A 13065-nucleotide genomic window follows, 5' to 3' on the forward strand; every position below is an offset into this window, starting at 1 on the left:
AACGCTGACGAGCGAGCTGTAGTCTTTTGTCCACAGAGCTCGCAATGGCCTACCAAAGAACGGCTACCTGTGCCGCCGTAATTCGCTGCGCGCGCATTCAGTCGGAATCCTCATATGTGAATCGAAGTTCTATTGCGGCGCAACGAAACGCAAGTTTCATATGCGCCTGGTAAATCCGCATCGCTTGGCCTAGGCTTAATAGAGCCGGCCTCCGGGGCGAGAAAAGGCGTCACGGTTCTCCCCCTGATTTTGCGCAGCCGACCGTTCCGACGAAGCAATCAACGCTTTTAATTTTTAAGCTTTTGTTGTTTGAAAAGGGTTGCGCGATCGTGCCTGTGCACGCCGTTTCAGGTGTGGAAGAACGACGCATTCGAGCGCCCGCAATTCTCAAGCAATAAAAAGCGGAGGAGACGCTCATGCCCACATCGCCCCGGTACTTCGCCGTCTTCGTTCCCTTGCTCGTCGCAGCGCTCGCGCCCGTTGCCTCGCATGGCGCCGACGAAGTGCAGAACGCCGCGACCACGACCTCGGCGCCCGTGCCTTCGACGTTCCAGTCCGTCGATCAGGCGCAGCTCGACGGCGCGGCCAGCAATTCATCCGACTGGCTGCATTCGAACGGATCGTATGCGCAGACACGGTTCTATCCCGGCACGCAGATCAACAAGTCGAATGTGTCGAAGCTGAGGCCCGTCTTCATCTTCCAGACGGCTGTCAACGAGTCGATGGAAACGGCGCCGATCGTGAAAAACGGCATCATGTTCATCACGACATCGTTCAATCACGTGTACGCGCTGGATGCCGTCACGGGCAAGGAATTCTGGCACTACAAGCACAAGATGGGTTCCGTGACGACATTCTGTTGCGGGCCCAACAATCGCGGCGTGGCCATTTCCGGTGACAGGCTCTACATGGGCACGCTCGATTCCAAGCTGGTCGCGCTCGATGCGAAGACGGGCAACGTGCTGTGGCAAAGCCAGATCGCCGATCCCGATCTCGGCTATTCGGAAACGATGGCGCCCGTCGTCGTCGACGGCAAGGTGCTGATCGGCACGAACGGCGGCGAATACGGCATTCGCGGTTTCGTGAAGGCGTTCGATGCGAACTCCGGTCAATTGCTGTGGACGTTCTATACGATTCCGGAAAAGGGCCACGAAGGCGTATGGGCGACGAAGGACGCAACGGGGCGCGACGAGCATCGCGATATCGACGCCGAGAAGAAGCAGCTCGCGGATAAGGGCGGCGACTTCTACAAGACGCTCGGCGGCGGCGTATGGATGGCGCCTGCTATCGACCGCAAGACGCATACGATGTTCTTCGTCGTCGGCAATCCGTCGCCTGACCTGTATGGCGCGATCCGGCCGGGAGACAACCTGTATACCGATTCGCTCGTCGCGATCGATCTGGAAACGGGCCAATACAAATGGCACTTCCAGTATGTGCCGCACGACGTGTGGGACCTCGACGCCGTCAGTTCGCCGATCCTGATCGACGTGCGCGATACCAACGGCAAGATGATTCCGGGCGTGATCCATGCGGGCAAGACGGGGCACGTGTATGTGCACGATCGCGCGACGGGGCGCCTGATCCGTTATTCGCAGGCCATGATTCCGCAGGAGAACATGTGGACGCTGCCGACGCCGCAAGGCGCGCGGATGCTGCCGGGCGCGAACGGCGGCGTCGAATGGTCGCCGATGGCGTTCGACCCGCAAACGCGTCTGGCGTACGCGGCCAACCTGCATCAGCCGATGACGTATCAGGTTGAAGAGACGCCTTATCCGGGCGGCAGCAAGCTGTGGCTCGGCGGCGCGTTCAAGGTGATTCCGTCCGAAGAGCAATGGGGCAAGCTGTCGGCCGTCAACGTCGACACGGGCAAGGTCGTGTGGGACTTCAAGACGGCGCAACCGCTGATCGGCGGCGTGCTCGCGACGGCGGGCGGTCTCGTGTTCAACGGCGAGGGCAATGGCCTGTTCCGCGCGTTCGACGCATCGACAGGCAAGAAGCTGTGGGAGTTCCAGTGCGGAGCGGGCGTGAATGCGCCGGCCGTGTCGTATAGCGTGCACGGCAAGCAGTACATTGCCGTCGCGGCGGGCGGCAATACGCAACTCGACTACAAGCGCGGCAACACCGTGCTTGTCTTCGCGCTGCCGTGATGAGGGGCGCGCGGGAGGTTCCGTTCGCGCGGCGCGGCGGGTGCCTGGCGCGTCGCGCGTGCGCCGTCCTGTTTGGCGTGAGCGGCATGCTGTGGCCGCTCACCGATGCGCATGCGGATGCCGAAGCCGGCAAGACGAAGGCGCAAACGTGCGTGGCGTGTCATGGGCCGATGGGCAATTCGACCGACCCGCAGTATCCCGTTCTCGCGGGGCAGACCGCGCGATACATGTACCTCCAGCTTAAGGACTTCAAGGACGGACGCCGCAAGGACCCGCGCATGTCGCCGATGGCCGCGAACCTGTCGCGCGACGATATGCAGGATCTCGCCGACTATTTCGCCGCGCAAAAGCCCGCGCCGATCGCGTTCAAGGCGGATGGCGCGGCCGTTGCGGCAGGGTCGAAGAAGTCGGCCGAGGTACTCTGCACGATGTGCCATCTGGGTGGCTTCTCCGGACAGAACGAGATACCGCGCGTCGCGGGTCAGCAGTATCAGTACATCGTCAAGCAGTTGCAGGACTTTCGCTCGCACACCCGCACCAATGACGCGGGCAATATGGCGAGCGTCACGCGCAATCTGACCGACGACGATATCCGTAACCTCGCCAGTTACATTGCGAATCTGCAGTAGCGCAACGGAGGCGAAATGAAACAGACGGTCGGATATGTTGCACGTGCATTGCTCGTGTCGTGCGCGTTGGCATCGGCGCTGCCTTTGCCGGCGCTCGCTCAGGACCAGGGCGAAACGAACCGCCAGCTGCTTGCTGCCGCGAAAGACGGCGACCGCGCGAGCGTCGATGCGGCGCTCGGACGCGGCGCATCCGTCGATGCGGAAAACCGGATCGGCGACACGGCTCTGATCACTGCGTGCAAGAAGGGCGACGTCGCCATCGTGCGCACATTGATCGAACATGGCGCGAACGTGAAGCATGCAGACGCACCGGGCATCACGGCTTTGATGGCGGCCGCGTATGGCGGTTATGACGAGATCGTCGCGTTGCTGCTTGCGCACGGCGCCGATCCGATGGCGACGGACCGCGTCGGCAAGACCGCGATGGAATACGCAGCCGGCCAGGGACAGACACAGGTAGTGAAGCAGTTGCTCGACGCCGGCATCGACGTGAACCGGCAGTACAAGAACGAACTCACCGCGTTGATGTGGGCCGCCGGCTATGACCGCGCCGACACCGTGAAGCTGCTGCTCGCGCGCGGCGCGAATGTATCGCTCAAGGATAATCGCGGAATGACGGCAATGGACATTGCCGCGCAGACGAAGTCGAATCAGGTCGCGGGCTTGTTGTCCGTGCACTAGTCGTCGTGCAGTTGTCGTGGCTGTCGTGCTGCCAGGCGCACTCGACGGTGCTAACGCGCGCCCTTATCCGCTTTCAACGCGCCTCGCACGAAGCCACGCACGGCGGTCAGAATCTTTCGCGCTTCAGCGGGGTCTTCAGTGGCGCGCGCAAGAACCATCCCACCGATCATCGCCGCCAGTGCGCCCGTCGCCTCGCGCGATCGCTCGCTGCGCTGTTCCGCGCGGCTGCGCTGCCCGAGCCAGCGCAAATAGGCTCGCACGTTGTCGCTACACGCGATGCGCGCAAGGTCGTCAGCGCGCGCAAGCTCCGTACCGCATGCAGCATCTCGATACGCGTCAAAGACCCAGCAGTGCGCGCACATGCGCGCGCGTGCCGCCCGCAAGTCCCTCTGTGCTGTACCCGCCTTCGAGTATCGACACGATGCGCCCGTCGCATGTTTCGTCGGCGATGCGCGTCAGCTCGCGGGTGATCCAGTGAAAGTCGCCATCGTCGAGACGTAATGCGGCAAGCGGATCGAGCCGATGTGCGTCGAAGCCGGCGGAGATGATGATCAGTTCGGGCTCGAAGTGACGTATGGCCGGCAACATTTCGGCTTCGATGCGTGTACGAAACAACGCGGAATCGCAACCGGGAGGCAGCGGCACATTGACGATGTTATGGCTCACGCCCGTTTCGGCCGCCGCGCCCGTGCCGGGATAGAGCGGCGACTGATGGCTCGATGCATAGAAGAGTTCGGGTCGGCTGTAGAACGCGGCCTGCGTGCCATTGCCGTGATGGACGTCGAAGTCGACAACCGCGACGCGCTCGAGCTTGTGCACGTCATAAGCGTATGCAGCCGCAATTGCAGCCTGATTGAAGATGCAAAAACCCATCGCTCTTGACGGTTCTGCGTGATGTCCGCAAGGACGCGTCGCGCAGAACACGTTGCGCGCTTCTCCGCCGAGCACGGCATCGACGCCCGCGCATGCCGCACCCACACAGCGCATCACGGCTTCCCACGAACCCGGCGACATCACGGTATCGCCGCCATCGAGCGGCATGTAGCCGTGTGTCGGCGCGATGTCCGCAACTTCGTCGATGAAGTCCTGCTCGTGGATGAGTCGCACCTGTTCGAGCGTGCCCATCGGCGCGTCGCGCCATTCGAGCGCGGCGAACTCGGGCGCGCGCAACGTATTCAGGACCGTCTTCAGACGTTCCGGCGACTCCGGATGATGCGGACCCGGCTGATGGTTCAGGCAGGCGGAATGCGTGTAGACGAGGGTCGAAGGCATAGGTGCTGATGCTCGGCAGGACGGGCATCGTCTCCTTTTGATTGGTGTTTTCGCGTGGACAGAGCTGGCGTTTCGAGTCTCGCCGGCTCTTTATGGTTCGGTAGGGGTTCGCTAAGTGTAAGGTCGCGTCTGTCGCGCGAAACAATAAAAGAAACTTTGGCAGGTTATAGACTTTCGTTTATGGCGCAAGACCGGCTGTTCTTCCATTCGCGGCTGACCCGGCAAACAATTGCACTTGTAACCGTGCTCTATAACGGTTCTATGCGAATGCAAATCAGGAGGCGTCGTGTCGATTGATGTGGAGAGCTTCACTCCATTCTTTTCTCTTGCGGGCGGTATCGTCATCGGCATGGCGGCGGCCGTGCTAGTGCTTTTCAACGGACGAATCGCCGGTATCAGCGGCATTCTCGGCGGCCTGCTGGGCGCGTCGCGCGACGATTCAGGCTGGCGCGCGGCGTTTATCGCGGGACTCATCGGCGCGCCCATTCTGGCGAGCGCGCTGGGCCAGCCGATATCGCCTGACATCCAGGCAGGATGGGGCGAAATCATCGTCGCCGGCTTTCTCGTGGGCGTCGGCACGCGCTACGCGAGCGGCTGCACGAGCGGTCACGGCGTCTGTGGCATTTCGCGCGGATCGATCCGCTCGCTGGCCGCGACGGCGACGTTCATGGCGACGGGCTTCGTGACGGTGTTCGTGCTGCGGCATCTGGTGGGAGGCTGAGTTGAACGTGCTGACTGCGTTAGTGGCCGGGCTGCTGTTCGGTATCGGCCTGATGGTGTCGGGCATGGCCGATCCGGCAAAAGTACTCGGCTTTCTCGACATCGCGGGACGATGGGACCCGTCGCTTGCATTCGTGATGATTGGTGCAATCGGTATCGCGTCGGTTGCTTTTCTGCTCGCAAAACGCCGTGCAAAATCGCTGCTGGGGCTGCCGATGCAAATACCCGCTAGCACTAGCGTAACGACAAGGCTTATTCTCGGAAGCGCGGCTTTTGGCGTGGGCTGGGGCATCGCCGGATTCTGTCCGGGGCCGGCGCTGGTCGCGCTCGGCGCCGGATATCCGAAGGCTTGGGGTTTCGTCGCCGCGATGCTGGGCGGAATGGCCGTGTTCGAACTGATCGAGCGATTGCAACGCCGCCGGCAGCATGCATGAACGGGTTGTTGTGAGCTTCGACCAAATCGAAGAGTGAGAGCACTCGCTTTATTCCAGTCCATTTCGCGCGGCTCCGTCTATAAAGCTAAAGCGGGGCTCTGCAAATTTGACTCAAGAGGTGCGCGATGAGTCGAATGACCAGCAATTCGAGCGGCGCCGACGTCGGCTCGCTCAATCGATTGCTGCGGCGCATGCCGGGGATTGCGACGCTGCGGTCTTATCAGCGTGCCTGGTTTTCACACGACGTCGTTGCGGGCCTGGTGCTCACGACAGTGCTCGTCCCCGCGGGGTTGGGCTACGCGGAGGCGGCACGCCTGCCCGCTATTTCCGGGCTATACGCAACCGTGGCTGGAATCGTCGCGTACGCACTGTTCGGGCCGAGCCGCATTCTGGTGCTCGGCCCCGACTCGGCATTGGCTGCGCTGATCGCATCGATCGTGTTGCCGCTGGCCGGTGCGCACACCGAGCGCCTGCTGGTGCTGGCCAGCATGCTCGCGATTCTGTCGGGCGTGTTTTGCATCGCCGTGGGCGTGTGCCGTCTCGGCTTCGTCACGGATCTGCTCTCGAGGCCGATTCGTCAGGGCTATCTGAACGGCGTCGCGCTCACCGTCATCATCAGCCAGACGCCCAAGCTGCTTGGCTTCGATGTCGCGGGCAGCAATCTGGTGCAAGAAGCCGCTGGTCTCGTTCACGGCGTGTTCAATGGGCAGTTGAACAGCGTGACCTGCCTGATCGGCGTTGCGTGCCTGCTGGTGATTTTCGGGTTCAAGCGCTGGCTGCCGGTCGTCCCGGGGATACTTGTCGCCGTCGTCGGTGCGACATTGGCCGTTGCGCTGTTCGATCTCGACCGGCGAGCGGGTGTGGCCGTCGTCGGCAATGTTCCGCAAGGATTGCCGTTGCCGTCCGTTCCGCTGGTCTCGCTCGATGAAATCGTGGCGTTGCTGCCCGGCGCAATCGCGATCGCGCTTATTTCGCTGGCGGATATCGCGGTGCTTTCGCGCGTATTCGCCGAACGCCACCACGAAAGCGTCGACCGTGATCAGGAACTGGTCGCGCTCGGTGCGGCCAATATCGTCACGGGGCTTTTTCAGGGCTTTCCCGTGACGAGCAGTGCGTCGCGAACGCCCGTCGCCGAATCGGCGGGCGCGAAGACGCAGATAACGGGCATCGTCGCGGCGCTGTGCGTGTCGGCGTTGCTGATCTTCGCGCCGACGCTGTTGCGCACGTTGCCCGCCGCCGCGCTCGGCGCAGTGGTCGTCGCGGCGGGTCTCGCGCTCTTCGAGGTACGTGATGTGATTCGTCTGCGGCGATTGCGTCGAAGCGAGTTCGTGCAATCGATCGCGTGCTTTGCGGGCGTCGCGCTGATCGGTCCCATTCAAGGCATCTTCATCGCAGTGGGGCTCGCGTTGATGGCATTCGTGTGGCGCGCATGGCGCCCTTACGATGCCGTGCTCGGACGCGTGGATGGACGCAAGGGCTATCACGACATTTCGCGGCATCCCGAAGCGCGAACGATCCCCGGGCTAGTACTTTTTCGTTGGGACGCGCCTTTGTTTTTCGCCAATGCGGAGATCTTTCGCGAGCATGTGCAGCGCGCGATTGCGTCGACAATGACGCCCGCGCAATGGGTTGTGGTCGCCGCAGAGCCGATTACGGACATCGACATCACGGCCGCTGAAGCACTCGCCGACTTGCGTGCGCGCTTGCGCGAACGGCAAATCGAACTCTGCTTTGCGGAGATGAAAGGCCCCGTCAAGGACATGCTGCGGCAGTACGAGATGTTCGACAGATTGGGCGGGGAGACCTTCTTTCCCACGCTCGGCGTTGCCGTGGACAAGTATCTGGAGCATCACGACGTCGACTGGCACGACTGGGACGACGATGGCGCAGAGCCCAGGCAAGGAACGGCAGACGATAAAAAAACCTCGGCGCCATAAGGTGCCGAGGTTTAGTGCCTGCCACGCTCGATATGTTACATAGCTGCAAGCTCTGCGGGTTGAAGGGCGTGGGCCGCGGGCACTCGCGCAGTGATCCCGGCGCGCTTCGAACGATAAAAGGAGTAAGGAAGTGTTCGGAGCAGCGTTGACGGAATTATTCGCGTGCGCCGGACTTTAGTATAGAAGCAGTTCTCTTCAATTCGATCGCAGCAGTTCTTTCTAACGCTATATCAGCAGCCGATCGTCGGCAGTTGGCTTGCGTTCCAGCAGTGCAGCGAGCTTTCTTAATGCCGAAGTCAATTCGCTGCGCCGCGTGCAGCCGCCAAGCGAGATACGGATCGCATTCGGCACATCGCCGCCCTGGCAAAACGCGGAAGCCGGCGCAACGACGAGTCCTTCCCTGCGGGCCGCATCGGCGGGACTCTGCGCGGCCCAGTGCTGCGGCAACGCCTGCCACATATGAATGCCGCCGCTCGTCTTCGAACCGCTGACGGGCGACAGGACCTGACTGGCCGCGAGCAGGCGTTCGCGCGACTCCTTCCGGATGCCCGCCAGCACTTCCGACGCCGTGCCGTCGACAATCCACTGCGTGACCAGCGATGTGGCAAGCGGCGGCGACATCAGCGAAAGCGATCTCAATGCCTTCAGAAACGCATCCTGTCCTTCGGCGGAAGGCAACACGAGAAAGGCGGCACGCAGTCCCGGCGAAATGCACTTCGAAAGCGTGGAGCCGACGCAGATCACGATCGAGCGTGCGCTCGCGCGTGACTGATGTGTGGAGCCGAAGAAAATAAAAAATTGCCGTGATGCGTGGATGCGCATCGCGGCAACTTGTATTCAAAGACCGCGCTAATGCGCACCGGATGTTCAACCGTCCGCTGTCACTTCCTGCTCGTGACGCCGAAACGGCGCATCGCGAACCACGTCGCCTTGATAAAAAGACGCGAAGCGATCGAGTTGCCGTTGCGCATCGCCTGAATCGACGCCTTCCCTGAGCACCGCGCTTGAAAAACCCGTCCGCTCCATCTGGATCAACTGATCGGCGAGTACGTCGCCCGTTGCGCGCAGGTCGCCCGTGAAGCCGAGCCGTCGCCGTATCAGATACGCCTGGCTAAAGGCCCTGCCGTCCGTGAAGCTCGGGAAGTGGAGTTCGACGCGCTGCGCCTGCGCAATCGCGTCGCGATGATCGAGCGGATCGGCGTCGTTATCGAGCGCAACGATGCGATCGACGGCATCCGCGAGGTGCGCCGCCGCGTCGAGAAGCCGGATGCGTGTATTGCCGTTCATGCCGAAAGCTCCATCGGTGTGCGCGCCGCGTTCGCCGCGGCCTTGAACGGATCGAGGCCCATGCGCCGCACAGTTTCGATGAAGGTCTCGCGGTGCAGGCGGTCCACGCGTCTGTGTTCGACATAGGTTCGTAGCACCGCTTCGATCACGTCGGGTACTTCATGTGCCGAAAACGATGGGCCGATGACCTTGCCAGGCTGCGCATCGCCGCTCGCGTGCGATCCATCGGACCCGCCCAGCGTGACCTGATACCACTCGGCGCCGTCCTTGTCGACGCCGAGTATGCCGATATGTCCGCTATGGTGATGTCCGCACGAATTGATGCAGCCGCTGATGTGCAAATCGACTTCGCCGATGTCTTCGAGTTCGTCGAGGTCCTGGTAGCGCTCCATGATCGCCTCTGCGATGGGCAGCGAGCGCGCGTTGGCAAGCGCGCAGAAGTCGCCGCCGGGGCACGCGATCATGTCCGTGAGCAGATGCACGTTCGCGCTCGCGAGACCCACGCTGCGCGCGGCCTCCCACAACGCGAGCAGATCGTTTTCGTGGACCCACGGCAGCACGATATTCTGCGTGTGCGTCACACGCGCTTCACCGGCTGAAAAACGGTCGACGAGATCCGCGACGCGATCGAGCTGATCCGCCGATGCATCGCCCGGTGCCTGTAGCAGACGCTTGAAAGACAACGTGACGATCCTCAGCGACGCATCCTTGTGAAGCGCGACGTTGCGCTCGAGCCAGCGGGCAAACTGCGGATGCTGACGAGCGGCATCGCGCAGTTGTTCATGCGCATTGTCATTCGACATCCGATAAACGGACGAAACGGCAGGCGGCACGAAATACGCACTGACGCGCTCCAGTTCCTCGTGCGGAATCGTATGCGGTCCGCCGTCATGCTCGACGATCTGGCGGAACTCTTCTTCCACCTCGTCGATGTACTTCTGGCCTTCCGCCTTCACGAGAATCTTGATGCGCGCCTTGTACTTGTTGTCGCGTCGTCCGTACTGGTTATAGACGCGCACGACGGCTTCGATGTAATTCATGATGTGCTGCCACGGCAGGAACTCGCGCAGCACTGTGCCGATGACAGGCGTGCGTCCCATGCCGCCGCCCACCATCACGCGAAAACCGAGTTCGCCCTCTTCGTTGTAGCGAAGGCGCAGCCCGACGTCATGCCAGTCCGTCGCCGCGCGGTCGTCGCTTGCGCCCGTGATCGCGATCTTGAACTTGCGCGGCAGAAAAGCGAACTCGGGATGCAGCGTCGTCCACTGGCGCATGATTTCCGCGAAAGGGCGCGGGTCTGCGATTTCATCGGGCGCGATGCCCGCGCGTTCATCGCACGAGATATTGCGGATGCAGTTGCCGCTCGTCTGGATGCCGTGCATGTTGACGGTCGCAAGCAGGTCCATCACATCGGCGGCTTTCGCGAGCGGAATCCAGTTGAATTGCACGTTGGTGCGCGTCGTGAAGTGCGCATGATGCGTGGGAAGACGAACGGTGCCGAGCTTGCGCTGCGTGTCGAGCGCGCGTCGGTAGACGTCTTCTTCAGGCGCGTCGTATTCGCGCGCGACGCGTGCGAGCACGCGAAGCTGTGCGCTCGACAACTCGCCATAAGGGACGGCCACGCGCAGCATCGGCGCGTGCCGCTGCACATACCAGCCGTTTTGCAGGCGCAATGGACGGAATGCGTCTTCGCTCAATCGGCCGTCCTGCCAGCGTTCGATCTGGTCGCGGAACTGCGCGGCGCGATTCAGCAGGAAGGCTTTGTCAAACTCGTTGTACTGATACATGGCTGATGTCGAGGGCATGCGCTTCACGCGCCGCCGTCCGGCGATGCGGAACACGACTGTCCCAATGTGAAATGTGCTTTCGAATCTACTGGCCGATGCATTGACGGACAAGACGCAGATGACGCGAAATCGATAGCAGCAGATGAGAAAAACTGCGTGTGCAATACGTCACGACTTCTCCGCCGACGATTCCGCTTCGACGCGATCGGATAAAAGCGATCGGATAAAATGCGGGCCCACACGTTATTTCCCCAACCGACGGAGCGTATTCAGTGATTCAACCGGGCAACGTATTCAAGGACAATCTCGCGCAACTGCCGGGCATCGACGGTATCGAGCGCATCGACCTCGTCGACGGCAAGGGCGCCGTCGTGGCGAGCATCGAGAACAAGCCGGGCAAGCAGGGCTCGTTGGCCGTCTATCACTATCTGCGGCAGGCATTCGGCGCGCTCGATGCGAAGGCCGCGGAACATGGGCTCGCCGTGTTCGCCGAGCACACAGCGGATGCGCGCAATCGGCCGGGCGCACATCCGAATGTCGATCGCCTGCTGGACATCGCGGCGGGTGGCGAAGCGCTGCGTATCGACGTGATTGCGGCCGCGTAAGCGCTAATGGTGTGAAGGAGTGTGAGACCGGCGATTCCGCTTGAACTGAAGCCCCATCGCGTCAGATCAGTCCGAGCGCCAACGCCTTGAGCGTCGCCGCTGCACGCGTCGAGCACTCCAGCTTCCGAAAGACGCTCTCGACATGCGTGCGCACGGTGCTCGGACTCAATGCGAGCTCGCGCGCCGCTTCCTTGTTGCTCGCGCCGCGCGAGATTTCGCGCAATACGTCGACCTCACGCGCGGACAGCCGCGCCGACTGCGCGCGAGGATTCACGACGCGCCGTTGCGACGGCCCCGCGTCGATCAATGCATCGACGACGTCGCGATCGAAGCGTCCCTGTGCTGCTTCGTCGCGCAACAGCTTCGCGGCTTCGTCGGCCGATAGTGCATCGCGCCACGGACGCGCCGCCCGCAATGCCACCCACGCGGCCGAAGTCGCGAGCACACGCGCTTCGAACGACAACGCGCTGCCCGAAGCGCCGCGAAAATAGCCCGAGCCGTCGACGCGCTCGTACGCATACGAGCCCAGTTCGGCTGCATCGGCGAGCGTGCCCGTCTGCTTGCCCGCACGCGATGTCCAGTACGGCACGAGGCGCACTTTCTCCCATGCGGCCTGCGAAAGGCGCGCGGGTGCGTTCCAGATCGGATTCGGCACGGCTGCGCGTCCCATGCCGTGAATCAGTCCCGCGCAATAGAGACGCTTCTGCGCATTCGTGTCGAGCGCGAACCGGGCGGCGCACGCTGCGGCCGCCGCGGCGACGCCGCGCGAATACCCGACCATCCACGGCAGCTTGAGATCGATGATGTCGGCGATCAGCTCGATCGGCGTGACGTCGTTCATGCGAGGCGTCAACAGCGCGTCGTCGAGCGATGATGCGTCCGCGCGTCCGAGTTCGTCGAGCCATTGCGCCGCATGATCGATCACCAGCTTCGCGAGATGATCCGGATAGCGCGAGCCGGCGCGATGGCCGATCAACGATTGCGCGCGTTCGATACCGTAGATGCGCGCGAAGATTTCCAGCTCGCCCGCGAGCGCGACGACGAACACGGCTTCCGGCACTTCGCTGCCCGACAGACCATCCGGCGTGCCGCTGCCGTCCCACGTTTCGAACACATGGCGCAGCGTCGCTTCCGTGCCGCCTTCGAGTCCGAGCATTCGCGCCGCTTCACCCGACACCTCGCAATGAATCCGCGCGAGCGGCGTGATGACGGTGCCGATGTTGCCTTGCATGTCGGGCGGGCCGGCCCAATCCGGCTTGAGCGCGAGCATCGCTTCGCGGCTCGACACATCGTCGCCGAGCGCCTCGGCGAAACCCGATGCGTTCGCGGTGCAGCCCGACCAGCGCAGCAGCGACGCTTCGCGTGCGGCCACGATGTCCGCTTCGCCGAGCCCTGCCGCCTGCGCCAACCGCAGCGCGAGCCACGCGGTGCGGACGGAATGATCGGTCGGCTGGCCCATGCTCAGGTCGCCGATGAAGGCGAGCGCCTTGACGGCATCGAATACGCGAACGGCCGGGCCGCTCAAAGTGTCCGTCGATGTGTGCATGGTCCACGCTTCAGATT

13 protein-coding genes are annotated in these 13065 nt (G+C 62.6%); 7 read left to right on the plus strand and 6 right to left on the minus strand.

The genetic code is table 11. The annotated features are described in order from the left end of the window. The first annotated feature begins 416 nt into the window (after positions 1-416). The 3 genes from BMW76_RS14465 (at position 417) to BMW76_RS14475 (ending at position 3460) form a co-directional block, all read left to right on the plus strand. Complete coding sequence (locus BMW76_RS14465) at positions 417-2150, plus strand: pyrroloquinoline quinone-dependent dehydrogenase (RefSeq protein ID WP_090865994.1); 1734 nt, start codon at positions 417-419, stop codon at positions 2148-2150. An 86-nt stretch (positions 2151-2236) separates the two neighbouring features. Continuing rightward, a complete protein-coding gene (locus tag BMW76_RS14470) occupies positions 2237-2779 on the plus strand; it encodes a c-type cytochrome (RefSeq protein ID WP_245763226.1) in 543 nt (180 codons plus the stop codon). A 15-nt stretch (positions 2780-2794) separates the two neighbouring features. Next, entirely contained in the window at positions 2795-3460 is a 666-nt protein-coding gene (locus BMW76_RS14475; RefSeq protein WP_090865998.1) for an ankyrin repeat domain-containing protein, read from the plus strand. A 50-nt stretch (positions 3461-3510) separates the two neighbouring features. Here the strand turns inward: BMW76_RS14475 and BMW76_RS14480 are convergent, their stop codons facing one another. Next, positions 3511-3720: a hypothetical protein gene (locus BMW76_RS14480; RefSeq protein WP_143062260.1), complete on the minus strand. Its 210-nt coding sequence runs from the start codon at positions 3718-3720 to the stop codon at positions 3511-3513. 76 nt (positions 3721-3796) lie between these two features. Next, the gene (locus BMW76_RS14485; RefSeq protein WP_090866000.1) at positions 3797-4732 is read right to left on the minus strand and encodes a histone deacetylase family protein; all 936 of its coding nucleotides are present in this window, start codon (positions 4730-4732) and stop codon (positions 3797-3799) included. Between the two features lie 286 nt (positions 4733-5018). Here BMW76_RS14485 and BMW76_RS14490 point away from each other — a divergent pair, with 286 nt between their 5' ends. The 3 genes from BMW76_RS14490 (at position 5019) to BMW76_RS14500 (ending at position 7823) form a co-directional block, all read left to right on the plus strand. Beyond that, on the plus strand, positions 5019-5453 hold the full coding sequence (locus tag BMW76_RS14490; RefSeq protein ID WP_090866001.1) for a YeeE/YedE family protein: 435 nt from the start codon (positions 5019-5021) through the stop codon (positions 5451-5453). Between the two features lies 1 nt (position 5454). Beyond that, positions 5455-5886, plus strand: a complete 432-nt coding sequence (locus BMW76_RS14495) for a YeeE/YedE family protein (protein ID WP_090866002.1) — start codon at positions 5455-5457, stop codon at positions 5884-5886. Positions 5887-6011: 125 nt separating this feature from the next. Next, complete coding sequence (locus BMW76_RS14500) at positions 6012-7823, plus strand: SulP family inorganic anion transporter (RefSeq protein WP_090866003.1); 1812 nt, start codon at positions 6012-6014, stop codon at positions 7821-7823. A gap of 225 nt (positions 7824-8048) precedes the next feature. Here the strand turns inward: BMW76_RS14500 and BMW76_RS14505 are convergent, their stop codons facing one another. From BMW76_RS14505 to BMW76_RS14515, 3 genes are read right to left on the minus strand one after another with little or no spacing between them, the layout of a single operon-like run. Further along, positions 8049-8645, minus strand: a complete 597-nt coding sequence (locus BMW76_RS14505; protein WP_245763227.1) for an aminotransferase-like domain-containing protein — start codon at positions 8643-8645, stop codon at positions 8049-8051. A gap of 45 nt (positions 8646-8690) precedes the next feature. Further along, positions 8691-9110, minus strand: a complete 420-nt coding sequence (locus BMW76_RS14510; protein WP_090866004.1) for a DUF934 domain-containing protein — start codon at positions 9108-9110, stop codon at positions 8691-8693. Continuing rightward, the gene (locus tag BMW76_RS14515; protein WP_090866128.1) at positions 9107-10897 is read right to left on the minus strand and encodes a nitrite/sulfite reductase; all 1791 of its coding nucleotides are present in this window, start codon (positions 10895-10897) and stop codon (positions 9107-9109) included. The genes BMW76_RS14510 and BMW76_RS14515 overlap by 4 nt, the downstream gene beginning before the upstream one ends. A gap of 272 nt (positions 10898-11169) precedes the next feature. On the opposite strand from BMW76_RS14515, the gene BMW76_RS14520 reads away from it, so the two are divergent. Next, positions 11170-11502 carry a DUF2322 family protein gene (locus tag BMW76_RS14520; RefSeq protein ID WP_090866006.1) on the plus strand — a complete coding sequence of 111 codons (333 nt, stop codon included), beginning with the start codon at positions 11170-11172 and terminating at the stop codon, positions 11500-11502. Positions 11503-11563: 61 nt separating this feature from the next. Here the strand turns inward: BMW76_RS14520 and BMW76_RS14525 are convergent, their stop codons facing one another. After that, positions 11564-13048 (minus strand): HD domain-containing phosphohydrolase, encoded by a 1485-nt coding sequence (locus BMW76_RS14525; RefSeq protein ID WP_090866008.1) that lies wholly within the window; start codon positions 13046-13048, stop codon positions 11564-11566. Between the last annotated feature and the right edge of the window lie 17 nt (positions 13049-13065).

The organism is Paraburkholderia diazotrophica (assembly GCF_900108945.1).
Taxonomy (GTDB): domain Bacteria; phylum Pseudomonadota; class Gammaproteobacteria; order Burkholderiales; family Burkholderiaceae; genus Paraburkholderia; species Paraburkholderia diazotrophica.